Raw genomic sequence first — 21,798 nt, 5'->3', positions numbered from 1 at the left:
CGGGGGCGGAGCCCCCGCAGACGCCGCGCGAAGCGCGGTGCCGGGTCCGGGCGGAGCCCGGTTTCGGGAAGGGCGGGGAGGGGAAACGCCCCGCGCAGCGCTACCCCGCCGCCACCCCCACCAGCGCCGACATCACCCGGACATCCGCCCCCATCTCCGGATGCCACTGCACCCCCAGCACCCACGCATCGCCCGGCCTCTCCACCGCCTCCACCGTGCCGTCCTCCGCGTACGCGGACGGGATCAGGCCCTCTCCCAGGCGGTCCACCGCCTGGTGGTGGTACGTCGGCACCGCCGCCGCCTCCGGCACGATCCCCGCGTACAGCGTCCCCGGCACCGGCTTCACCGCGTGCTCGCCGAACACACCCACCGCCCCGCCCGGCCCGGTGTGGCCGTCCATGTGCTGGACCAGCGTCCCGCCGAGCGCCACGTTCAGCAGTTGCATACCGCGGCAGATGCCCAGCAGCGGGGTCCCGGAAGCCAGCGCGGCCCGGATCAGGGCCAGTTCCCAGGTGTCGCGCTCGCGCGCCGGCGGTCCCGTGCGGGGCGAGCGTTCGGCGCCGTACCGCTCCGGTGCGACGTCGGGGCCGCCCGCGACGACCAGCCCGTCCAGACGGGCGACCACCGACTCCGCGGCCGCCGGGTCGTCCGGCGGCAGCATCGCGGCGAGGCCGCCCGCCGCCTGGACGAGGCGGGGATACGCGGCCGGCAGCAGCGCGGCGGGCAGGTCCCACACGCCCCACCGCGCGGACGCCTCCAGGTAGGTGCTGACACCGATGAGCGGCTTGGACACACGCACTACGTTCACTTTCGTTCGAGCTCCGCCTCGGCCGCCGCCAGCGCGGCGAACTCCTCCTCCGGCGCCTGCGCGACCAGCCGGTGCCGACTGTAGAACGCGAAGTACGCGAGGGCCACGGCGTAGACGGCGAGCGCCGTGAACGCGGCGTCCTTGTCCACCAGGAACGTCGCCACCAGCGCGGACAGCGCAAGCACGAAGGCGACGGACGAGGTGAGGACACCGCCGGGGGTCCGGTAGGGGCGGGGGAGTTCGGGCTCGCGGCGGCGCAGCACGATGTGGGAGAGGGCCATCAGGGCGTAGCTGATCGTGGCGCCGAAGACCGCGATGTTCAGCATCCGCGCACCGTTCCCGGTCCCCGCCGCCAGCGCGAAGCCGATCGCGCCGGGGATCAGCAGCCCGAGGTACGGGGACTTGCGCCGGCTGGTCAGCGACAGGAAGCGCGGCAGGTACCCGGCCCTCGACAGCGCGAAGAGCTGCCGGGAGCCGGCGTAGATCAGGGAGAAGAAGGACGCGACGAGGCCGGCGAGGCCGGCGTAGTTCACGAAGCGGCTGAGCGCTGTCGGGTCGCCGTCGCCCTGGAGCGCGACGACCAGCGGGTTGCCCGCCTCCTGGATGGCCGCCGAGCCGCGCGCGCCGGTCGAGGCGAAGAACGTCAGCACCGCGAGCAGGACCAGGATGCCCATGGAGATCGCCAGCGCACGCGGCATCGAGCGCACCGGGTCCTTGGCCTCCTCCGCCGCCAGCGGAACCCCCTCGACGCCGAGGAAGAACCACATGCCGAACGGGAAGGCGGCCCAGATGCCGAGCAGACCGAACGGCAGCCACGAACTCGCGCCGAACGCGTCCTTGTCGACCGGGATGTCGGTCAGGCCGCCCGCGTGGAATTCGGTGAACGCGCCGACGGCGAAGATCAGCAGGGCGGCGACGGCGATGGCCGTCACCACCAGGCTGAAGCGCAGCGCCTCTCCGACGCCCCACAGGTGGATGCCGATGAAGATCGCGAAGCAGGCGAGGTAGACCGGCCAGCCGGACTCCAGACCGAACAGGCCGAGGGACTCGACGTAGTCGCCGATGAAGATCGAGATCGCGGCGGGCGCGAGGATGTACTCGATGAGGATCGCCGTGCCGGTGAGGAAGCCGCCCCAGGTGCCGAGGGCCCGGCGGGCGAATCCGTAACCGCCGCCCGCGGTCGGCAGGATCGCGGACAGCTCGGCGAGGGCGAAGACGAGACAGGCGTACATCGCGCCCATCAGCAGGGTGGCGACGGCGAGACCGCCGAAGCCGCCCTTCGACAGGCCGATGTTCCAGCCGGAGAAGTCGCCGGAGACGACGTACGCGACGCCGAGACCGGTCAGGAGCAGCCAGCCGGCGCTGCCCCTGCGCAGGGTACGGCGGTTCAGGTAGGCGTCCCCCACGGGCTCGGCCGAGGAGGACGTGGGGGAGGGGGTGCGCGAGGTGGTGCCTTCAGCCATGGGTCGCTCCTGGCTCAGGTCGCTCAGGTCAAAGGTTTGTGCGGACACCATTGCGGCAGTCCGGCGGCGGCGCAAGCCCTGTGGGTAAAGCCGAGGTTACGGATCGGTCCCGGGCCGCCTGTTCGGTGCCGCCCATCGCCCTGCCGACCGGCCCTCGGCCGCCCTGCGGGTCGGCCCCGTACGGCTCCTTGCCGCACCCCGCCCGCCTGCCGGCTCCCGGCCACCACCCGCCCGCCGGCCGGCCCTCCGCCCCTCACGACAGAAAGCCGCGCAGCAGCGCCGCCGTCCCCTCGCAGTGCTCCCGCATCACCTCACGCGCCCCGTCCGCGTCACCTTCCAGGACCGCCTCGACGAGTGCCGCGTGCTGGTGCTGGGAGTGCTCCAGGTTCCGCACGAGCAGCGGGATGCAGTCGAGCAGATCGTTCAGCGTCGCCCGCACCGCGGCGTATTGCGCGGTCAGACTGGGCGAGCCCGACAGCTCGGCCAGCGTGAGGTGCAGCAGCGTGTCCTGCCTGCGGTACTCCGCGAGCGGCGCGTCGTGCGTCGCCGTCAGCGCCGTGCGCAGCCGTTCGGCGCCCTCGTCGGTCAGTCCGTGCGTCGCGCACAGCCCGGCCGCGCCCACCTCCAGCACCTCGCGGAAGCGCAGCGTGTCGTCCACGTCCACGCCCGCGAGCCGCCGGCGCAGCTCGTCCTCGCCCTGGCTCTCCGGCCGGTGCAGCACGAACGTTCCGCCGTAGCGGCCCCGCCGGCTCTCCACCAGGCCCTGCTCGGTCAGCACCTTGAGCACCTCGCGCAGCGTGACCCGGCTGATCCCCATCCGCTCCGCCAGTTCCCGCTCCGCGGGCAGCCGCTCGCCGCCGGAGACCAGCCCGAGCCGCAACAGCTGGAGGATCTGCTCAAGGGCCTCCTCGAAGCCGTTGCCCGCGCGCACGGGGCGCAGCACGGGGGTGAGCCGGTCGGCCGGCCCGTCCGTCGTCCCGCCTGTCTTCGCCACCTCGCCGTTTCCCCTTCCCAAGCAATGGTCTTCAGCAATACCTTATGACTCCCGGCTGACCCAAGGAGGCGTAACCCCGTGGCAGACCGCACACCACCCCTCGCCCTCGAAAAGCTGCGCGCCCTCGTCGCGAGCGGCGAGATCGACACAGTCGTCCTGGCCTTCCCCGACATGCAGGGACGGCTGCAGGGCAAGCGGTTCGCCGCACCCTTCTTCCTCGACGAGGTCGTCGAACACGGCACGGAGGGCTGCAACTACCTCCTCGCCGTCGACGCCGACATGAACACCGTCGACGGATACGAGATGTCCTCCTGGGAGCGGGGATACGGCGACTTCGCCATGCACCCCGATCTCACCACGCTGCGCCGCGTCCCGTGGAACGAGGGCACCGCACTGCTCGTCGCCGACCTCGCGTGGAACGACGGCTCGCCCGTCGCCGCCGCGCCCCGCCAGATCCTGCGCCACCAGCTGGAGCGCCTGGCCGAGCACGGGTTCACCGCGCACGTGGGCACGGAGCTGGAGTTCATCGTCTTCAAGGACACCTACGAGCAGGCGTGGGACCGCGACTACCGCGGCCTGACCCCGGCCAACCAGTACAACATCGACTACTCCGTCCTCGGCACCGGCCGCATCGAGCCCCTGCTGCGCCGCATCCGCAACGAGATGGCGGCGGCCGGACTGACCGTCGAGTCCGCCAAGGGGGAGTGCAACCCCGGCCAGCACGAGATCGCCTTCAAGTACGACGAGGCCCTGGTCACCTGCGACCAGCACGCCGTCTACAAGACGGGCGCCAAGGAGATCGCGGCGCAGGAGGGCGTCTCGCTCACCTTCATGGCCAAGTACAACGAGCGCGAGGGAAACTCCTGCCACATCCACCTGTCTCTGCAGGACACCGAGGGCACCAACGTCATGGCGGGCGACGGCCCGGGCGGCATGTCGCCCGTGATGCGCCACTTCCTCGCGGGCCAGCTCGCCGCGCTGCGCGACTTCTCCCTGCTGTACGCGCCGAACATCAACTCCTACAAGCGCTTCCAGCCCGGCACCTTCGCCCCGACGGCCGTCGCCTGGGGCTACGACAACCGCACCTGCGCCCTCCGCGTCGTCGGCCACGGCCGCTCGATGCGGTTCGAGAACCGGCTGCCCGGCGGCGACGTCAATCCGCACCTCGCCGTCGCCGGTCTCGTCGCGGCCGGCCTCCACGGCATCGAGCAGCAGCTCGAACTCCCCGACGCCTGCGCGGGCAATGCCTACACCGCCGACTACGAACACGTCCCGACCACTCTGCGCGAGGCCGCCGAGCTGTGGGAGAACAGCCCCATCGCCAAGGCCGCCTTCGGCGACGAAGTCGTCGCCCACTACCGGAACATGGCGCGCGTCGAACTGGAAGCCTTCGACGCAGCGGTCACCGACTGGGAGCTCCGCCGCTCCTTCGAACGCATGTGAGGCCCTCCTTGACCGTCGAGCACCACGTACTGAACCCCGCCACCGAAGAGGTCGTGCGCACCGTCCCGGCGACCACGGCCGCCGAGGTCGACGCCGCCGTCGCCCGCGCCGCCACGGCCCAGCGGCAGTGGGCGGCAGCTACCCCCGCCGACCGGGCCAGGCTGCTGCGCCGCTTCGCCGCGGTCGTCGACGACCACCTGGAGGAACTGGCCGGGCTCGAAGTCCTCGAAGCCGGGCACACCATCGGCAACGCACGCTGGGAAGCGGGCAACGCCCGCGACCTCCTCGACTACGCGGCCGGGGGAGTCGAGCGCCTCAACGGCCGCCAGATCCCCGTCCCCGGCGGCCTGGACATCACCGTCCTCGAACCGCTCGGTGTCGTCGGCGTCATCGCGCCGTGGAACTTCCCCATGCCGATCGCCGCCTGGGGCACCGCCCCCGCGCTCGCCGCCGGCAACGCCGTCCTGCTCAAGCCCGCCGAGACCACCCCGCTCACCGCGCTGCGCCTCGCGGAACTCGCCCTGGAGGCGGGCCTTCCCGAGCACCTGTTCCAGGTGCTGCCGGGCGCCGGCGACGTGGCGGGCAACGCCCTGGTCGAGCACCCGGGAGTCGCCAAGATCGTGTTCACCGGGTCGACCTGGGTCGGCAAGCAGATCATGGCCAAGTGCGCCGGCCGCGTGAAGCGGGTCACCCTCGAACTCGGCGGCAAGAGCCCCAACATCGTCTTCGCCGACAGCGACCTCGATGCCGCGGTGGCCGCCACCCCCATGTCGTTCCTCGACAACTCCGGCCAGGACTGCTGCGCCCGCACCCGCATCCTCGTGCAGCGCTCCGTGTACGACCGCTTCCTCGATCTGCTCGCACCCGCGATCGCGTCCGTGGTCGTCGGCGACCCGTCGGACGAGAAGACCCAGATGGGCCCCCTGATCTCGCGCACCCAGCTGGACCGGGTGCGGTCCTACGTCCCCGACGACGCCAAGGCGATCCGCGGCACGGCCCCTGAGGGGCCCGGCTTCTGGTTCCCCCCGACGATCCTCACCGACCTCGCGCCCGAAGCGCCCGCCGCCTGCGAAGAGGTCTTCGGGCCCGTGGCCGCCGTGCTCCCGTTCGAGGACGAGGAGGACGCCGTACGGCTCGCCAACGCCACCGAGTACGGCCTGTCCGGTTCGATCTGGACGCGTGACGTGGGCCGTGCGCTGCGCGTCTCGCGCGCGGTCCAGGCGGGCAACCTGTCCGTCAACTCCCATTCCAGCGTCCGCTACTGGACGCCGTTCGGGGGCTACAAGCAGTCCGGCCTCGGCCGCGAACTCGGCCCCGACGCCCTCACCGCTTTCACCGAGACCAAGAACGTCTTCATCAGCACGGAGGCCTGAGCACCCATGACCGTTGACACCCCCATCTGCCGCCGCCTCGTGGGCCGCACCGCAGTCATCACCGGCGCCGGCAGCGGCATCGGCCTCGCCGCCGCGCGCCGGCTCGCCGCCGAGGGCGCGAACGTCGTCTGCGGCGACATCGACGAGACCGCGGGCAAGGCGGCGGCCGACGAGGTCGGCGGGACGTTCGTACGCGTCGACGTCACCGACGCCGAGCAGGTCGAGGCGCTGTTCAAGACGGCGTACGACACCTACGGCAGCGTCGACGTCGCGTTCAACAACGCCGGCATCTCGCCGCCCGACGACGACTCGATCCTGGAGACCGGCCTGGAGGCGTGGAAGCGCGTCCAGGAGGTCAACCTGACCTCGGTCTACCTGTGCTGCAAGGCGGCTATCCCCTACATGCGGCGGCAGGGCAGGGGCTCGATCATCAACACCGCCTCGTTCGTGGCCCGCATGGGCGCCGCGACCTCGCAGATCTCGTACACCGCGTCCAAGGGCGGCGTGCTCGCGATGTCGCGCGAACTCGGCGTGCAGTTCGCACGGGAGGGCATCCGCGTGAACGCGCTGTGCCCCGGACCGGTCAACACCCCCCTGCTTCAAGAGCTGTTCGCCAAGGACCCGGAGCGGGCCGCGCGCCGCCTGGTGCACATCCCGGTCGGGCGGTTCGCCGAGGCGGAGGAGATCGCCGCCGCGGTGGCGTTCCTCGCCAGTGACGACTCGTCGTTCGTCAACGCCACCGACTTCCTCGTCGACGGCGGTATCGCGGGGGCCTACGTCACCCCTGTGTAGCACCTGCCGTATCCCGCATAGGGTGTCCGGATGAGCATGACGCCCCAGCCCGGTTGGTATCCGGACCCGCAGGCACCCGGCACCGAACGGTGGTGGGACGGCTCGGCCTGGGCCGCGCACACGCGCGCGGCCCAGGCACCGTCGGGCACCGGGGCGCAGGCGTACGGGACCGGGCAGCCGGCATACGGGCCGGGGCCCGGCGGCGGATTCGGGCCGCACACCGTGCCGTTGCAGCAAGCCGCGGCCGACCGGGGAAGGGGCCGGTTCCTGGCGCCGGCCGCCGCCGGCGTCGCGCTCGTCGCGGCGGTCGCCGTCGGCGCCGTGCTGCTCGGCAACGACGATCCCGGCACGCCCGAGGCCACGCCCACCATCACGGCCGCTTCCGTTCCGGCGACTTCGGGCCCGGAGCCGAGTGCTTCGCCCACCGCGACCGCCGCCGAGGACGCCACGGAGCTGGTCGACCAGCTCAACGGCATCACCATGCCCATCCCTCAGGGCTGGGAGAAGTCGAGCAGTGGCCTCGGCTCCGGCACGACGATGCACACCGACGAGACCTACGACTGCCCGGGCGGCGGTTCGTCGATCTGCCGCCGCGGCCGCGTGACCTCCATGACGGCCACTCAGTCCGGCGGTGCCGACACGCCCAGGGCCGTGGCCGAGCGGGACATCGAGAAGGCGGCCGATGAGGCGTACGAGGAGGACGCGCTCGGCACCCGCATCCACGGCGGCATCAGGTCGCACACCGTCGTGAAGGCGCAGAACGTCGCCGTCGCCGGGCGCTCCGGGTACCTCGTGCGCTGGCGGGTCGTCACGGGAGCGGGTCCGGGCGGCCATGTGCAGTCGCTCGTCTTCCCGTCCCACGTGGGCACGGAGGCGCTTGTCGTCGTGCGCTTCTCCTTCGACGCCGGACCGGACGGCCCCCCGCTCGCCGACATGGACAGAATCGCGTCCAGCATCCGACCGATCGGCGACGCCACCAGCGGTGGCGTCGGCAGCACCATCGGCCCGGGCTGACGCGGCATCGTGCGGCCGTAGTGACGGTCATTCCGCCAGCGCGCGGTAGAGCGACGCGACGGAGGGATGCCGGCCCGCGTTCTTCCCCGTCCTGATCGTGAGCCGGCCCGCGATCTCGGAGACCGGCACACCCTGATCGCGCAGCGCGCGGGCCGTGGCCAGCATCTCGTCGTCGATCACCTTCGGCCGCCCGCCACCGCGCCGCGGCTGCGCGTCGCCATGTCCCGCGTACTCGACGCGCAGCGGTCCCTCACTGAAGTCCTGTGACGGATTTTCGCAGAACTCATTCTCATAATTCGGCGTTTCCGCATAGCCCAGTGCGTCCGCCGGGACGGTGTCACCGAGGGACTGAAGCAGCTCACGCAGCAGGCCGGCGAGGGTGTGGCGGCCGGCCTCGTCCAGTGCTCCCAGCACGCGGTGCTCGGTGGCCAGGTGGTCGGGGAGCACCCGGTCGACGAGCGCCAGTCCCTCGTCGGTGAGCGAGACGTGCACGACGCGCCCGTCCTCGGTACTCGGGGTGCGGGCCACCAGGCCGCGCGCCTGCAGGCGGTCGAGCCGCTGGGTGATGGCCCCCGAGGTGACCATCGCCGACCGCGTCAGCGCCGCAGGAGTGAGGCGGTGCTCCGGCCCGCTGCGCCGCAGGGTGGCGAGCACGTCGAAAGAGGCCCGGTCGAGGCCGTGTGCGGCGAAGGTCCGGGCGAGCTCCGCCCCGATCAGCCGGTGGACCCGCGCCAGGCGCCCGATCACCGCCATGGGCGACACGTCGAGGTCGGGGCGCTGGGCCCCCCACTGCCTCACTACGAGATCCACATGGTCTGCCATGAAAAGAGTCTAGCGAAGCTCTTAGCGATGAGTTACTTTGATTTAGTGCTAAGCAACCATTTGAGAAACACTCGACTCGGCATCGTGCTGTTGACCGCGCTGGCTCCGGCCATCTGGGGCACCACCTATCTGGTCACGACCGAGCTGCTGCCGCCCGGGCGCCCGCTGCTCGCCGCGGTGATCCGCGCCCTCCCCGCAGGCCTGCTGCTCGTCGCCGTCACCCGGCGGCTGCCGCAGGGCATCTGGTGGTGGCGTGCGTTCGTTCTCGGTGCGCTGAACATAGGCGTGTTCCTCGCGCTGCTCTTCGTCGCCGCCTACCGATTGCCGGGCGGGGTCGCTGCCACCGTCGGCGCCGTCCAGCCGCTGTTCGCCGCAGGGTTGTCCGCCGCGCTCCTCGGGGACCGGCTCACCCGGCGCACAGTGCTCGCGGGCGTGGCGGGAATCGCCGGCGTGAGCCTGCTTGTCCTGCAGGCGGACGCCCGACTGGACGCGCTCGGTGTCGCCGCCGCGCTCGGCGGCGCCCTGGTCATGGCCACCGGCGTGGTCCTCGCCAAGCGGTGGACCTCTCCCGCGCCGTTGCTGGCCACGACCGGATGGCAGCTCGTCGCCGGCGGGCTGCTGCTTCTGCCGGTGGCGTGGCTCGTCGAGGGACCGCCCCCGGCCGGCATGACCACGCAGAACGTGCTGGGTTACGCCTACCTGTCGTTCATCGGCGCGGCCGTCGCGTACGCGCTGTGGTTCCGAGGGATACGCGCGCTGCCGCCGACCGCGGTGTCCTTCCTCGGGCTGCTCAGCCCGCTGGTTGCGACCGTGCTCGGCTTGATCGTCGCGGGTGAGCGGCTCAACGGCCTGCAGGCGTTCGGTGGCGTGGTCGTCATCGCGGCGCTCATAGCCGCGCAGACGCACAAGAAGACACCCGGGACCAAGGCCGCTGCTTCGAGTGCGGCATCGCCACCTGCCCCGCCCTCAGCCCCGGACACCGGCCGACCCGCGCCTGCCGGCCGTCCGGCGAAGGCCGGCCCGTCAGCCTTCCGGTGATGAACCGGCACGCCCGATCCGCGCCTCCAGCCCGTCGAGCAGCACGTCGAGCGCCGCCCGGAACACCCGCTCGCCCGTCATCGTCGCCATGTGTGCCGAGCTGCGCGCGATCGACGGGTATCGGGACGGATCGGCGGCCACGTACTCGCGGGTCCAGGCCGCCTCGTCGCCCGCCTGCGCCGCTGGATCGAGGGTGGCGAAGGCGGCGTCCATGCCGGACCAGGCCAGGGTGAAGTCGCCGTACACGCGGTCAGGAGCGCGGACTGCCCGGGGCCGCAGCCGGCTTCGGCGAAGGCGGTCAGGATGTGCTCGACGATCCGCATCTCGGCGGGCCGCCGCTTCGTCCGGTACGTGGCGGCAACCGCGGCCGCCGGATGCCGCAGGGCCGTCTCGCGGGTGCGCACCGCGAGGTCGCGCAGTGTCCTCCGCCAGTCACCGGGGGGCGGTGCGAAGGTCTCCAGGATCTCCTCGAAGAGCCGGTCCGCGAGCAGTAGATGCAGCTCGTCCTTGTCCGCGACGTGCCGGTACAGCGAGGACGGGTCGACGCCGAGCCGTGCCGCCAGCTTCCGCACGGTCAGCGCCTCCGCGCCCTGTTCGTCGCAGAGCGCCAGAGCCGCGTCGACGATGATCCGCGCGTCCAGGACCACCTTGGGCGGGCACCCTGCTCAGCGCCACGGTCCTCGCCGCGTACATGTTCTGGGGCTGGGAGAGCGCCTTCAGCGTCGTCGAGGAGAACGCCGAGGCGCGGTCCTCGGGACGGGCCGGCCTGATCGCGATCGTGGTCACACTGGTGCTGTTCCTCGTCGGCGCGACCGGCTTCCTGCACGCGCTCACCCCGGGCAGCTCGCCAACCCGCTCGCCGGGATCACCGAATTCTCCCGCACCTTCTACGGAACCGGCGGCGCGATCGCCGCCACCACCGCGATGCTCGCCGCCACCGTCGCCTGCATGCAGTCCTCGGTGATCGCCGGATCCCGGCTCACCCTGGCCATGGGCCGCGACGGGGCCCTCGGCCCCAGCTGGGCCCGGCTGCACCCGACCCGCCGTACCCCGGTCACCCCCACCCTGCGCACCGCCGGGATCGCCGTCGCGCTCTCCCTGCCCGGGCTGGCCGTCGGCGGACTCTCCGAGGTCGTCCTCGCGATCGTCAACTCGGTAGGCATCCTGGTCTCGTTGATGTACGGCATCGGCGGCTGGGCGTGCGTGATCACCTTCCGGCACGAACTGCGCGGCGGGCACCTCCGCGACATCCTCGCCGTGGGCGTGCTGCCCGCGCTCGGCGGGACGGCGCTGCTCCTCCTCGGCGGCCTTGTCGCCCACCAGCAGTGGACGTCCGTCGACCACATGGCCCTCGACCCGGAGAACGGGCGCTTCCTGACCGCTCTCCCGCTCGGCACCGTCCTCCTCGGCGTTTCCGCCGCGCTCTGGACCCGCTACCGCCGCAGGGCCGCCTACTTCACCCGGCCCGCACCCCCGCTCGCACCCGCGGCCGCACCCCTGCCCACACCCACGGCCACACCTCCCTCCACGCCCACCACGCCCCCCGGAGTCTCCGCATGACCGCCGCAGCCGATCTCGTCCTCGTCAACGGCACCGTCTGGACCGCCGGGCCGGCCCGCGACCGTGCCTCGGCGCTCGCGGTCAGCGGCGACCGGATCACCGCGGTCGGCAGAGATCCGGGAGCTCACCGGAGCCCGCACCGAAGTCGTCGATCTGGAAGGGCGGTTCGCGCTCCCCGGGTTCACCGACGCGCACGTGCACCCGGTGATCACCGGCATCGGGATGCTCGGCTGCGACCTGTCGGACGCGCGGGACGCGGACGCCTACCGCGGAATCATCCGCGGGTACGCGGACGCGCATCCTGAGGAGGAGTGGCTACGTCGGCAGCGGCTGGTCGTTCGACGCCTTCCCGGGCGGGCTGCCGCCACGCGGACTGCTGGACGACGTCGTCCCGGACCGGCCCGCGTACTTCCCGGTCAGGGACGGGCACTCCGCGTGGGCCAACGCCCGCGCGCTCGCCCTCGCCGGCGTCGACCGCCACACCCCCGACCCGGCCGACGGCCGAATCGAACGCGAGCCGACCGGTGTGCTGCACGAGGGCGCCATGGGCCTGGTCGGCGACCTCACCCCGCCGGTCACGTCCGCCAGGGCCCGCGCCGGACTCCTCGCCGCCCAGGCGCACCTCCACTCAATCGGCATCACCGGCTGGCAGGACGCCCTGGTCGGCGCGTACGGCGGCCATCCGACCCCCTCGACACCTACCTGGCCGCCGACGCCGACGGATCGCTCACCGCACGCGTCCGCGGCGCGCTCTGGTGGGACCGCGAAGCCGGCCCGGAGCAGATCGAGTCGCTGGTCGCACGGCGGGTCAAAGCAGCCGCGGGGGCGGGAGGCGGTTCACCGCGGGCAGCGTGAAGATCATGCAGGACGGGGTGGTGGAGAACTTCTCCGCCGCCATGCTGGAGCCCTACCTGGACCCCTGCGGCTGCCCCGGCGACAACCGCGGACTGTCCATGGTCGAGCCGGCCCTCCTCCGCGAGGCCGCGGTCCGCCTGGACGCCGAAGGCTTCCAGATCCATTTCCACGCCCTCGGCGACCGCGCCGTACGTGAGGCACTGGACTCCCTGGAGGCCGCCGTCGCCGCCAACGGCCACACCGGCAACCGGCACCACCTGGCCCACCTCCAGGTCGTCCACCGCGACGACATCGCGCGCTTCCGCCCCCTGCGCGCCACCGCCAACATCCAGCCGCTGTGGGCCGCCCACGAACCCGCCATGGACGACCTCACACTGCCCTTCCTCGGCAAGGTGCGCGGCGCCCTCCAGTACCCCTTCGGCGCGCTCCACGCGGCGGGGGTGACGCTCGCGGCCGGCAGCGACTGGTTCGTCTCCAGCCCCGACCCGATGCATGGCATCCACGTCGCCGTGAACCGCCAGGTCTGGCCCGAGGAACTGGGAGAGCCCGAGCCGCGCCCCCCGTTCCTGCCGCATCAGCGCCTCACCCTCACCGACGCGCTCGCCGCGTACACGGCGGGCTCCGCCTGGGTGAACCACCAGGACGAGGCCGGCGTTCTCGCCCCGGGGCGGCTCGCCGACATCGCGGTCCTGGACCAGGACCCGTTCGCCGTCGACCCGGGCGAGCTGCACGCCGTCCGCTGTGTGCGCACGTACGTGGGCGGCGTCCGAGTGCACACCGTGGACTGACGACGGCCGGGCGTGCGACGGGAGGAGCGGGTGCGGCGGGCCGTGGTTCCCGGCCGGCCGCGATGCCGGGCCTTCGCATCCGAGGTCCTCGCCGTGATCAAGACCCACGAGCGCCAACAACGCTCGTGGTCAACACAGCTAGAGGAAGGTGCGGCCCTCGCCCCGGTAGGTCGGCGCCGTGCCCGTCACCCGCTCGCCCTCGACCAGGTGCAAGGTGTCGAAGCGCTCGCACAGCTCACCGGCCTTCGCGTGACGGAACCACACCTTGTCACCGATCAGCAGATCGTCGGCGGCGTGACCGATCAGCGGCGTCTGCACCTCGCCCGCCCCCTCCCGGGAGTCGTAGCGCAAGCCCTCCGGAAGATGGGGGACCGGCAGCCGGTCCGGTCCCGCCGCGCCGGACGCCGGATAGCCCCCACCGAGCACGGTCACGACCCCCACGCCCGGCCGGCGGACGACGGGCTGTGCGAACAGCGCCGCCGGACGCCCGGAGAAAGAGGTGTAGTTGTCGAACAACCGCGGCACGTACAGGCCCGAACCGGCCGCGATCTCCGTGACCGCGTCCTCCGCCGCCGTGTGCTGGACGCTCCCCGTCCCGCCGCCGTTGACGAACTCCAGATCGGGCTCCACCGCACGCACCGCCCGCACCACCGCCGCGCGCCGGGCGGCCAGCTCCACGCGCGCCGCGCGCTGCATGAGCCGTACGGCCCGCGACCGCAACGGCGAGCCGACGACCGCGTCACCCACCCCCGCGATGTGCCCCTCGTACGCCATCAGGCCCACCAGCCGGAAACCGGGCCGCCGCGTGACGGACCGGGCGATCTCGGCCACTTGAGCCGGCTCGCGCAGCGGCGAACGGCGGGCGCCGATCCGCACCCGGCCGCCGAGCAGGTGCAGCGCCGTGTCCAGCTCCAGGCAGACCCGGATCTCCTCCTTGCCGCCGCCTCGGGACCGGTCGATGAGTTCCAGCTGGGCGAGGTCGTCGACCATCACCGTCACGGCTCCGGCGAGCTTGGGATCGCCCGCGAGTTCCGCGAAACCGGACCGGTCCGCCGACGGGTACGCGAGCAGCACGTCGTCGAAACCGGCCCGCGCCAGCCACAGGGACTCGTCCAGGGTGAACGACATGATCCCGCTGAAGCCTTCGCGTGCCAGAACGCGCTCCAACAGGGCCCGGCACCGGACCGACTTGCTCGCCACCCGGATCGGCTTGCCCCCGGCCCGGCGGACGAGGTCGTCGGCGTTGGCGTCGAACGCCTCGAGGTCGACGATCGCGACAGGGGCGTCCAGATGCGCGGTGGCCTTGTCGTAGCGGGCCCGGTCTGCGGCACGGGGAGTCATGGCCCGAGCTTGCCAGACTCGATTACCCCGGGGTAGGGGATGTTCTGGGCAGATGCCCCGGACCACCTCCGCATGGCCGTCCGGGCCGGCGCAGCCCGTTAGAGTGACATGCACAGTGGCCTGCACGAGGTGGCGAACGGGCCTGCCCCGAACGGTGATCCGTCGGTGGTACGTGTCGAGGGGGGCGGAATGAGCACGGAGGCACAACGCCCTTCCGGCGCCCAGCCCCCGCCCCGCTCCCGCATCACCGACGCCCTCCTCCCGCCCGAGCCGCCCACGCCGGCCCCGCCGTCGGCCAAGCCGGTGTCGCCCGAGCCGCCCACGCCGGCGTCGCCGTCGGCTCCGCCCGCGCCGGCGTCGCCGTCGGCTCCGCCCGCGCCCACGCCGGCCGCGCCGTCGGCCACGCCGGTGTCGCCTGCGCCGTCCGCGCCCGCTCCGGGGTCGCCCTCGGCTCCGCCCGCGCCCGCGCCGTCCGCGTCTGCCTCGCCCGCCCCCGGGCCCGCTCCGGCCGGGCCCGCGCCTGCTGGGTGCTCCCCGGGCCGGTCGGGCTTGTCCGACCCGGCGGTGGCACCCCAGCGGACCGCGCCTCGCGCGACCGCGCAGCCCACCCGGGCCGCATCCGGCACGGCCGCTGCTCCGGTGTCCCCCGCGGGTCCGACGACGCCGCACCCCGCCGCGCCCACGTCGGCCGCGCCGCGTCCCGGCGCGTCCGCGCACCGGGGCACGCCGCCCGCCGCTCGCGACGCCGCCGTGTCCTCGACGGAGGCGACGGCGCAGCCCACCCGGGCCGTGCCCGCGCCGGCGGCACCGTCAGCGAAGCACCCGACGCCCGTCCCTGCCGCAGGCGCGGCGGTCACGCAGCCGACATCCGCCCCGGACCGGCCCCGGACGAGCCCGCCTCGGCCCGCTGCGCCCCCCGCTACCGGCGGCGCCTCCTTGGCACCGCACGGGGACGGGAGCATACCGGACGTCGAGACCACCACCCGCCTGCGTCCCATGGCCCCGGCACCCGGACCCCGACCGGCGCCCGCCGCCGCCGTGCAGCCGCCGATCGTGCCGCCCGTGCCACGGCGGCGGCCCGTCGGGCACGTCGACATGACGCCGCGACCCGGCGCGCCCCGCCCGCCCCTCAACCACTGGGCCCCGCCCGAGGCCCCGGCCGAGATGACCACGCGGCTGCGGCCCGTGCGCACTCGGCACCCCGCGCGCACCGTCGGCGCCATCGCCTGCGTCGTCCTCGGGCTCGGGCTCATCGGCGGCGCCGTGACGGGTCTGTGGCTCACCGGCGACTCCAGCGCCGACACCACCGAGCAGGACACCTACGCGAAGGTGCGCACCATGTGGCACAGCGTCCCCGTGGACACGCTGTTCCCGCGCACCCTCAAGGGCAAGGGAGCCGGTCCCGGCGGGGCCGACCGCGTCTGGACGCGGATCGCCGTCGCCCCGGACAGCGGCTGCACACCCGCGTTCGACCCGCTGCTCGTCAAGACGCTGGAGCCGGTCGGCTGCGCCCGTGTCCTGCGCGCCACCTACACGGACGCCACCGCGAGCAACGTCACCACGGTCGGCCTCGTCTTCACCGAGGCCGAGCAGGAAGGCATGCTCGCGCTGCACAACCGGTTCACGACCGAAGGTCTCGGCGAGCGCACCGACCTGATGCCCCGCACGCTGCCGGCCGAGGGCACGGTCGCGGCCGGATTCGGCGACGAGCAGCGTGCCAGCTGGACTGTCGACGTGGTGACCGAGGCGCCCGTCGTCGTCTACGCCGTCTCCGGGTTCGCCGACGGCCGCCCCGTCCCCGACCCGCAGCCCGCCGACGAGGCCAAGACCGACGGCGCGACGACCGCCCCCGCGCAGTCCGGCCTCGGCCACGACGCCGCGGGCATCGCCGACCGCATCGAACGGGGCCTGCGGACCGCCGTCGGCCGGGCCGCGGAGGAGACCGAATGAGCCTCGCCCCCCGCTGCCTCCGCCTGCGCCGCCTCGACCCGCGCCGCACCCGCCCACGCCCCCTTCACGGACGCCGGCGCCGTCTCGTCGCCGCGCTGGTCGCCGCGGCCTTCACCGTGCTGCCCGCCGCGACGCCCGCGCACGCCGACACGATCCGCGCCCGGCAGTGGGCCCTTGACGCCCTCCACACCACCCAGGCCTGGCAGACCACCAAAGGCGAGGGAATCACGGTCGCCGTCCTCGACACGGGCGTCGACGACCAGCACCCGGACCTCGCCGGTTCCGTGCTGCCCGGGAAGGACTTCATCGGCTTCGGCGCTCAGCGCGGCGACCGTGCCTGGGCCCGCCACGGCACCGCGATGGCCGGCATCATCGCCGCCCACGGACACGGCGTAGGCCAGGAGGCCGGCGTGATGGGCATCGCGCCGGAGGCGAAGATCCTTCCGGTCCGAGTCATCCTCGAAGGCGGGGACAAGGCGCGTGACCGGGCCCGCAAGTCACGTGGCACGGCCCTCGCCCAGGGCATCCGCTGGGCGGCCGACCAGGGTGCCGACGTCATCAACCTCTCGCTCGGCGACGACAGTGAGTCCGCCCACCCCGAGGCGGGTGAGGACGCCGCCGTCCAGTACGCCCTCGCCAAGGGAGCCGTCGTCGTCGCCTCGGCGGGCAACGGCGGTGAGAAGGGCGACCACATCTCCTACCCGGCCGCCTACCCGGGCGTGATCGCGGTGACGGCCGTCAACCGTTTCGGAACGCACGCCTCTTTCTCCACCCGCCGCTGGTACGCCACGGTCAGCGCGCCCGGCGTCGACATCGTGCTCGCCGATCCCGACCGGAAGTACTACCAGGGCTGGGGGACCAGCGCCGCCGCGGCCTTCGTCTCGGGCGCGGTCGCCCTCGTCCGGTCCGCCCACCCGGACCTCACCCCGGCCCAGATCAAGAAGCTCCTGCGGGACACGGCCCGCAACGCGCCCAAGGGCGGCCGTGACGACTCCCGGGGCTACGGCTTCGTCGACCCGGCGGCGGCGATCACCGAAGGGGCGCGGCTGCGGCCCGGCGACCTGAAGGCGGCCGCGTCCGGCTACGACAAGCGGTACTTCGGCCGGGGTCCCGAGCCGGAGGAGGACGGCGTCGAACCGGCGGGCTGGCTCGCCCCCGTCGCCGGCGGTCTTGGCGTGCTGACGCTCGCAGCGGCCGTCGTCCTGTGGAGCGGAGGCCGCCGGCCCCACGGCGGCTCGTTCTGACGCGAGCCACGCCTCGCAGAGGCGGCTCCTTATGACGCGAGCCACGCCCCGCAACGCGGGGCCCCTCTGAGCCGAGCCACGCCTCGCAACGCCGCCCCTTCTGAGCCGAGTCGCACCTCGCAACGGCGTGCCCCCGGCCACGGGCCGAGCCACGCCCCGCGACGGCCCCGCCCCGAGGCGAGAGGCGCGCGCCGGGGGGCATGCCCCGGCCACGGGCCGAGCCACGCCCCGCGACGGCCCCGCCCCGAGGCGAGAGGCGCGCGCCGGGGGGCATGAGCAGGACGTTAGGCTCGACGCGTGGCGCTCAAGAACATCCCGGACCCCGGTTTCTCCGACGACGACGGCACCGCCGACTCCGCCCTGGAGGCGGCGCTCGCCGCCTGGGCCGAGGACCGCACCGCCGAAGGGCCGGTGCTGGAGGCTCTCAGGAGCGCACGGCTCCTGGTCCCCGTCGTCGCCGTCCTCGGCGAGGTCGAGGAGGACGAGAACGGGCTGCGCCGCGAGAAGACCAGCGACATGGCCGTGCCGACCCTGACGGCCGGCGACCGCCGCGCCCTGCCCGCGTTCACGTCGATCGCCTCGCTTGCCCTGTGGGACCCCGAGGCCCGTCCCGTGGCCGTCCCGCTGCACCAGGCGCTCCAGGCCGCGGCGCACGAGAAGGCGGACACACTCGTCATCGACCTGGCCGGCCCGGTCCCGTACCAGCTGACCGGACACGCCCTGCTCGCCCTCGCCGAGGGCCGGACCAGCACCGACCCCCTCGCCGACCCGGCCGTCACCGCCGCCGTGCGCGATGCGCTGGCCGCCGAGCCCGCCGTCCTGCGCGCGCACCTGGGGCCCGGCCGTGACGCCGACGGCACGCTCGCGCTCGTCCTGGCGCCGGGCGCGGTCCCGGCCGAGGCGGGGCGTCGCGTCGCCGAGGCGCTGGCGGCCCACGACGTGCTGAGGGCCCGCCTCGTGCGGGGCCTCGACCTGGCACTGCTGCCGGCCGGGGCCACCCCTCCGGGCGGGCCCTTCTACGTCAGGGAGTGAGCCGCCGGACAGGTCAGCCGTAGACCGGTCCGGTGTACTTCTCGCCCGGTCCCTGGCCCGGCTCGTCCGGCACCAGTGACGCCTCGCGGAAGGCGAGCTGCAGCGACTTCAGCCCGTCGCGCAGCGGAGCCGCGTGGAAGGAGCTGATCTCGGTCGCGCTCGCGTCGAGCAGGCCGGCCAGCGCGTGCACCAGCTTGCGGGCCTCGTCGAGGTCCTTGTGGTCATCGCCGTCCTCGGTCAGACCGAGCTTGACGGCGGCGGCGCTCATCAGGTTGACGGCGACCGTGACGATCACCTCGACCGCGGGGACCTCGGCGATGTCGCGGGTCATGGCGTCGAAGTCGGGTGCCTCCTGGGCGGAGGGCTCTTGGGGGGAGGTCGCGTCACTCATGACGCACACGATATGCCCCGCCGCGCAGGTCACCGCCGCGGCCACCGGTTAGCCGCATCCTCTCGGAGCTGCTAGCCTTGTGTGACGACCGGCTGGACACCTCCGTGCCCAGCCCACAAGTGGAGGCTCCGATCTCCCACCTGGCCGCCCTCGCGGGCGGCGGGTCACCGGTCAGGCGGCGCCCATCGTTCCGTACGGACGATGGAAGTCGCCCGATGTGCGCCCCGCGGTCCACCGCGGCGGTGCTCCGGTATTCATGGAGCAGCCGCCTGTGTCCCGTCCGGGGCATTTTTCGTGTTCCGGCGCGGTTGGTCTGACGAAACAGACGTTACGCGGCTGTCTGCCAGGCGGTCGTGTGGTGCTACTTAGGAGGATCCATCAGCGCCGAGCCCCGCATCAACGACCGGATTCGCGTTCCCGAGGTGCGACTTGTCGGTCCCAGCGGCGAGCAGGTCGGGATTGTTCCGCTTGCCAAGGCCCTGGAGCTTGCGCAGGAGTACGACCTCGACCTGGTCGAGGTCGCGGCGAACGCCCGTCCGCCCGTGTGCAAGCTCATGGACTACGGGAAGTTCAAGTACGAGTCGGCCATGAAGGCCCGTGAGGCGCGCAAGAACCAGGCGCACACGGTCATCAAGGAGATGAAGCTCCGGCCGAAGATCGACCCGCACGACTACGACACCAAGAAGGGTCACGTCGTCCGGTTCCTCAAGCAGGGCGACAAGGTCAAGATCACGATCATGTTCCGTGGTCGTGAGCAGTCCCGCCCCGAGCTTGGCTTCCGTCTTCTGCAGCGTCTCGCGGCGGACGTCGAGGACCTCGGCTTCATCGAGTCGAACCCGAAGCAGGACGGCCGGAACATGATCATGGTTCTTGGCCCGCACAAGAAGAAGACCGAGGCCATGGCCGAGGCGCGTGAGGCCCAGGCCGCACGCAAGGCGGAGCGCCAGGGTTCGCAGGACTCCGACGCCTCGGCCGACACATCCTCCGAGGGGTGACCCGCGAGGCCTGCCCGAAAGGCGGCCCCCGGTCCCGCCCGGAACCCACAACGAAGATCTGACGCTCCCGCAGTCCGGTGCCCGCACCGGGGGAGCGCCACTGATGAGGAGATACGGCGCGATGCCGAAGAACAAGACGCACAGCGGTGCCAAGAAGCGCTTCAAGATCACCGGCTCCGGCAAGGTGCTCCGTGAGCGCGCCGGCAAGCGCCACCTGCTCGAGCACAAGTCGTCCCGTCTGACGCGCCGCCTCACCGGCAACGCCGAGATGGCCCCGGGCGACGCCGCGAAGATCAAGAAGCTTCTCGGCAAGTGACGTCCGCCGTCCCCCACACCGGGGACGGGACGCCGGGACCGGGACCTATTCGTTTCCGGGCCGTGTGATCACCCACCACGGCCCCGCTACAAGGAGTTAACAAGTGGCACGCGTCAAGCGGGCAGTCAACGCCCACAAGAAGCGCCGGGCGATCCTCGAGCAGGCCAGCGGTTACCGCGGCCAGCGTTCGCGCCTGTACCGCAAGGCCAAGGAGCAGGTCACCCACTCTCTGGTCTACAACTACAACGACCGCAAGAAGCGCAAGGGCGACTTCCGTCAGCTGTGGATCCAGCGCATCAACGCCGCTGCCCGCGCCAACGGCATCACCTACAACCGCTTCATCCAGGGTCTGAAGGCCGCCAGCATCGAGGTGGACCGCAAGATCCTCGCCGAGCTCGCGGTCAACGACGCAGGCGCGTTCGCCGCGCTGGTCGAGGTCGCCCAGAAGGCGCTGCCGAGCGACGTCAACGCGCCCAAGGCTGCCTGACGGCCGCACCGAGCCGACCGGACCCGCAGGCCCTTGGGCCTGCGGGTCCGGTGTGTTTGACCGACCCCCGGCAGCCACGCCGCGACCGACCGCTGCGAGTGCCGCGGCGACGGATCCCGCGACCGACCCCCGTGCGATCGATACCGCGACCGGTCGCTGCGAGTGACCGCGGCGACCGAGCCCCTCGACCGACCGCCCCGACCGACCCCCAGCCGACCGAGGAAGAGAGCCACAGGCGCCCATGCCCACCCCCGAGCTGATCTCCCCGCGTTCCCCGCGTGTCGCCGCCGCCCGGCGGCTCGCCAAGCGGAACTTCCGGGGGAAGGACCGGCTGTTCATCGCCGAGGGTCCGCAGGCCGTCCGTGAGGCCGTCACCCACCGGGGCCCCGGCGGCGAACCGACCCTCGTCGAGCTGTTCACCACCGTCGAGGCCGCCCAGCGATACGCCGACATCGTCGACGCGGCCCGCGCCGCCGGCGCCCGCGTGCACCTCGCCGCCGACAGCGTGCTCGCCGACGTGTCCCAGACCGTCACCCCCCAGGGGCTCGTCGGCGTCTGCCGCTTCCTGGACTCGCCGTTCGAGGACATCCTCGCCGCCCGGCCGAAGCTGGTCGCCGTCCTCGCCCATGTACGGGACCCCGGCAACGCGGGCACCGTGCTGCGCTGCGCCGACGCCGCGGGCGCCGACGCCGTCGTCCTCACGGACGCCTCCGTCGACCTGTACAACCCCAAGTCCGTACGCGCGTCGGTCGGTTCGCACTTCCACCTGCCGGTCGCCGTGGGCGTCCCCGTCGAACAGGCCGTCCGAGGGCTGAAGGAGGCCGGCGTGCGCGTGCTCGCCGCCGACGGCGCGGGCGACGACGACCTCGACGACGAACTCGACGCCGGGACCATGGGCGGCCCCACCGCGTGGATCTTCGGCAACGAGGCATGGGGCCTCCCGGAGGAGACCCGCGCCCTGGCCGACGCCGTCGTACGCGTCCCCATCCACGGCAAGGCCGAGAGTCTGAACCTGGCCACCGCCGCCGCCGTATGTCTGTACGCCTCGGCGCGCGCCCAGCGGTCCGGGGCGCGGGACACCACCCGCTGAGG

At 73.1% G+C, this 21,798-nt stretch carries 23 protein-coding genes and 2 pseudogenes; 17 read left to right on the top strand and 8 right to left on the bottom strand.

The window, feature by feature from the left end:
• Positions 1-100: 100 nt before the first annotated feature.
• From ACLB9X_RS24940 to ACLB9X_RS24930, 3 genes are all read right to left on the bottom strand, one after another.
• Positions 101-793: a gamma-glutamyl-gamma-aminobutyrate hydrolase family protein gene (locus tag ACLB9X_RS24940; protein ID WP_410362612.1), complete on the bottom strand. Its 693-nt coding sequence runs from the start codon at positions 791-793 to the stop codon at positions 101-103.
• A gap of 11 nt (positions 794-804) precedes the next feature.
• Positions 805-2,271 (bottom strand): ethanolamine permease, encoded by a 1,467-nt coding sequence (eat, locus tag ACLB9X_RS24935; protein WP_410362611.1) that lies wholly within the window; start codon positions 2,269-2,271, stop codon positions 805-807.
• A 253-nt stretch (positions 2,272-2,524) separates the two neighbouring features.
• Positions 2,525-3,265 carry a FadR/GntR family transcriptional regulator gene (locus ACLB9X_RS24930; protein WP_410362610.1) on the bottom strand — a complete coding sequence of 247 codons (741 nt, stop codon included), beginning with the start codon at positions 3,263-3,265 and terminating at the stop codon, positions 2,525-2,527.
• Between the two features lie 78 nt (positions 3,266-3,343).
• On the opposite strand from ACLB9X_RS24930, the gene ACLB9X_RS24925 reads away from it, so the two are divergent.
• From ACLB9X_RS24925 to ACLB9X_RS24910, 4 genes are read left to right on the top strand one after another with little or no spacing between them, the layout of a single operon-like run.
• Positions 3,344-4,708 carry a glutamine synthetase family protein gene (locus ACLB9X_RS24925; protein WP_410362609.1) on the top strand — a complete coding sequence of 455 codons (1,365 nt, stop codon included), beginning with the start codon at positions 3,344-3,346 and terminating at the stop codon, positions 4,706-4,708.
• Positions 4,675-6,081 (top strand): aldehyde dehydrogenase family protein, encoded by a 1,407-nt coding sequence (locus tag ACLB9X_RS24920; protein ID WP_410362623.1) that lies wholly within the window; start codon positions 4,675-4,677, stop codon positions 6,079-6,081. The genes ACLB9X_RS24925 and ACLB9X_RS24920 overlap by 34 nt, the downstream gene beginning before the upstream one ends.
• Positions 6,082-6,087: 6 nt before the next feature.
• A complete protein-coding gene (locus ACLB9X_RS24915; protein ID WP_410362608.1) occupies positions 6,088-6,873 on the top strand; it encodes a 3-oxoacyl-ACP reductase in 786 nt (261 codons plus the stop codon).
• 30 nt (positions 6,874-6,903) lie between these two features.
• Positions 6,904-7,887: a DUF2510 domain-containing protein gene (locus ACLB9X_RS24910; RefSeq protein WP_410362607.1), complete on the top strand. Its 984-nt coding sequence runs from the start codon at positions 6,904-6,906 to the stop codon at positions 7,885-7,887.
• A gap of 27 nt (positions 7,888-7,914) precedes the next feature.
• Here ACLB9X_RS24910 and ACLB9X_RS24905 read toward each other — a convergent pair whose 3' ends face one another.
• Positions 7,915-8,709 carry a MarR family transcriptional regulator gene (locus ACLB9X_RS24905; protein ID WP_410362606.1) on the bottom strand — a complete coding sequence of 265 codons (795 nt, stop codon included), beginning with the start codon at positions 8,707-8,709 and terminating at the stop codon, positions 7,915-7,917.
• A gap of 60 nt (positions 8,710-8,769) precedes the next feature.
• Here ACLB9X_RS24905 and ACLB9X_RS24900 point away from each other — a divergent pair, with 60 nt between their 5' ends.
• Positions 8,770-9,747, top strand: coding sequence for an EamA family transporter (locus tag ACLB9X_RS24900; RefSeq protein ID WP_410362605.1), 978 nt, complete (start codon positions 8,770-8,772; stop codon positions 9,745-9,747).
• Between the two features lie 77 nt (positions 9,748-9,824).
• Here the strand turns inward: ACLB9X_RS24900 and ACLB9X_RS24895 are convergent, their stop codons facing one another.
• The gene (locus ACLB9X_RS24895; protein WP_410362604.1) at positions 9,825-10,394 is read right to left on the bottom strand and encodes a TetR/AcrR family transcriptional regulator; all 570 of its coding nucleotides are present in this window, start codon (positions 10,392-10,394) and stop codon (positions 9,825-9,827) included.
• Positions 10,395-10,408: 14 nt separating this feature from the next.
• On the opposite strand from ACLB9X_RS24895, the gene ACLB9X_RS24890 reads away from it, so the two are divergent.
• The 5 genes and pseudogenes from ACLB9X_RS24890 (at position 10,409) to ACLB9X_RS24870 (ending at position 12,950) form a co-directional block, all read left to right on the top strand.
• Positions 10,409-10,711, top strand: a complete 303-nt coding sequence (locus ACLB9X_RS24890; RefSeq protein WP_410362622.1) for a hypothetical protein — start codon at positions 10,409-10,411, stop codon at positions 10,709-10,711.
• Positions 10,696-11,307, top strand: coding sequence for a hypothetical protein (locus tag ACLB9X_RS24885; RefSeq protein ID WP_410362603.1), 612 nt, complete (start codon positions 10,696-10,698; stop codon positions 11,305-11,307). Before ACLB9X_RS24890 ends, ACLB9X_RS24885 begins: the two co-directional genes overlap by 16 nt.
• A 63-nt stretch (positions 11,308-11,370) precedes the next feature.
• Positions 11,371-11,565, top strand: a pseudogene (locus tag ACLB9X_RS24880) (amidohydrolase family protein); the annotation flags it as partial.
• Between the two features lie 40 nt (positions 11,566-11,605).
• Positions 11,606-11,902, top strand: a pseudogene (locus ACLB9X_RS24875) (amidohydrolase family protein); the annotation flags it as partial.
• Positions 11,903-12,167: 265 nt separating this feature from the next.
• The gene (locus tag ACLB9X_RS24870) at positions 12,168-12,950 is read left to right on the top strand and encodes an amidohydrolase (RefSeq protein WP_410362621.1); all 783 of its coding nucleotides are present in this window, start codon (positions 12,168-12,170) and stop codon (positions 12,948-12,950) included.
• A gap of 138 nt (positions 12,951-13,088) precedes the next feature.
• Here the strand turns inward: ACLB9X_RS24870 and ACLB9X_RS24865 are convergent, their stop codons facing one another.
• Together ACLB9X_RS24865 and ACLB9X_RS24860 are read right to left on the bottom strand one after the other, a co-directional pair.
• On the bottom strand, positions 13,089-14,291 hold the full coding sequence (locus ACLB9X_RS24865; RefSeq protein WP_410362602.1) for an amino acid deaminase/aldolase: 1,203 nt from the start codon (positions 14,289-14,291) through the stop codon (positions 13,089-13,091).
• A 98-nt stretch (positions 14,292-14,389) separates the two neighbouring features.
• Entirely contained in the window at positions 14,390-15,148 is a 759-nt protein-coding gene (locus ACLB9X_RS24860; RefSeq protein ID WP_410362601.1) for a hypothetical protein, read from the bottom strand.
• Between the two features lie 238 nt (positions 15,149-15,386).
• On the opposite strand from ACLB9X_RS24860, the gene ACLB9X_RS24855 reads away from it, so the two are divergent.
• The 3 genes from ACLB9X_RS24855 (at position 15,387) to ACLB9X_RS24845 (ending at position 18,517) form a co-directional block, all read left to right on the top strand.
• Positions 15,387-16,241: a hypothetical protein gene (locus ACLB9X_RS24855; protein ID WP_410362600.1), complete on the top strand. Its 855-nt coding sequence runs from the start codon at positions 15,387-15,389 to the stop codon at positions 16,239-16,241.
• A complete protein-coding gene (mycP, locus tag ACLB9X_RS24850; protein ID WP_410362599.1) occupies positions 16,238-17,485 on the top strand; it encodes a type VII secretion-associated serine protease mycosin in 1,248 nt (415 codons plus the stop codon). The genes ACLB9X_RS24855 and mycP overlap by 4 nt, the downstream gene beginning before the upstream one ends.
• A 297-nt stretch (positions 17,486-17,782) precedes the next feature.
• A complete protein-coding gene (locus ACLB9X_RS24845) occupies positions 17,783-18,517 on the top strand; it encodes an SseB family protein (protein WP_410362598.1) in 735 nt (244 codons plus the stop codon).
• A 13-nt stretch (positions 18,518-18,530) separates the two neighbouring features.
• On the opposite strand, the gene ACLB9X_RS24840 is transcribed toward ACLB9X_RS24845, so the two are convergent.
• Positions 18,531-18,908 (bottom strand): DUF1844 domain-containing protein, encoded by a 378-nt coding sequence (locus tag ACLB9X_RS24840; protein ID WP_410362597.1) that lies wholly within the window; start codon positions 18,906-18,908, stop codon positions 18,531-18,533.
• Positions 18,909-19,261: 353 nt separating this feature from the next.
• Here ACLB9X_RS24840 and infC point away from each other — a divergent pair, with 353 nt between their 5' ends.
• The 4 genes from infC to ACLB9X_RS24820 all read left to right on the top strand — a co-directional run bounded on the left by infC (position 19,262) and on the right by ACLB9X_RS24820 (position 21,796).
• A complete protein-coding gene (infC, locus tag ACLB9X_RS24835; protein WP_410362596.1) occupies positions 19,262-19,903 on the top strand; it encodes a translation initiation factor IF-3 in 642 nt (213 codons plus the stop codon).
• 121 nt (positions 19,904-20,024) lie between these two features.
• Entirely contained in the window at positions 20,025-20,219 is a 195-nt protein-coding gene (gene rpmI, locus ACLB9X_RS24830; RefSeq protein ID WP_018848956.1) for a 50S ribosomal protein L35, read from the top strand.
• Positions 20,220-20,322: 103 nt separating this feature from the next.
• Positions 20,323-20,706 (top strand): 50S ribosomal protein L20, encoded by a 384-nt coding sequence (gene rplT, locus ACLB9X_RS24825; RefSeq protein WP_410362595.1) that lies wholly within the window; start codon positions 20,323-20,325, stop codon positions 20,704-20,706.
• 241 nt (positions 20,707-20,947) lie between these two features.
• On the top strand, positions 20,948-21,796 hold the full coding sequence (locus tag ACLB9X_RS24820; protein WP_410362594.1) for a TrmH family RNA methyltransferase: 849 nt from the start codon (positions 20,948-20,950) through the stop codon (positions 21,794-21,796).
• Positions 21,797-21,798: the final 2 nt, after the last annotated feature.

It is taken from the genome of Streptomyces sp. 5K101 (genome assembly GCF_046506645.1).
GTDB lineage: Bacteria > Actinomycetota > Actinomycetes > Streptomycetales > Streptomycetaceae > Streptomyces.
This window is presented reverse-complemented; position numbering and strand designations above follow the sequence as displayed.

Bases quoted from the DNA above. Each gene is read 5' to 3' on its own strand.
- eat (WP_410362611.1), bottom strand. From the start codon at position 2,271: ATGGCTGAAGGCACCACCTCGCGCACCCCCTCCCCCACGTCCTCCTCG.
- ACLB9X_RS24905 (WP_410362606.1), bottom strand. From the start codon at position 8,709: ATGGCAGACCATGTGGATCTCGTAGTGAGGCAGTGGGGGGCCCAGCGC.
- ACLB9X_RS24840 (WP_410362597.1), bottom strand. From the start codon at position 18,908: ATGAGTGACGCGACCTCCCCCCAAGAGCCCTCCGCCCAGGAGGCACCC.
- ACLB9X_RS24870 (WP_410362621.1), top strand. From the start codon at position 12,168: ATGCAGGACGGGGTGGTGGAGAACTTCTCCGCCGCCATGCTGGAGCCC.
- ACLB9X_RS24910 (WP_410362607.1), top strand. From the start codon at position 6,904: ATGAGCATGACGCCCCAGCCCGGTTGGTATCCGGACCCGCAGGCACCC.
- rpmI (WP_018848956.1), top strand. From the start codon at position 20,025: ATGCCGAAGAACAAGACGCACAGCGGTGCCAAGAAGCGCTTCAAGATC.
- ACLB9X_RS24915 (WP_410362608.1), top strand. From the start codon at position 6,088: ATGACCGTTGACACCCCCATCTGCCGCCGCCTCGTGGGCCGCACCGCA.
- mycP (WP_410362599.1), top strand. From the start codon at position 16,238: ATGAGCCTCGCCCCCCGCTGCCTCCGCCTGCGCCGCCTCGACCCGCGC.
- ACLB9X_RS24865 (WP_410362602.1), bottom strand. From the start codon at position 14,291: ATGACTCCCCGTGCCGCAGACCGGGCCCGCTACGACAAGGCCACCGCG.
- ACLB9X_RS24855 (WP_410362600.1), top strand. From the start codon at position 15,387: ATGACGCCGCGACCCGGCGCGCCCCGCCCGCCCCTCAACCACTGGGCC.
- ACLB9X_RS24820 (WP_410362594.1), top strand. From the start codon at position 20,948: ATGCCCACCCCCGAGCTGATCTCCCCGCGTTCCCCGCGTGTCGCCGCC.
- ACLB9X_RS24885 (WP_410362603.1), top strand. From the start codon at position 10,696: ATGCAGTCCTCGGTGATCGCCGGATCCCGGCTCACCCTGGCCATGGGC.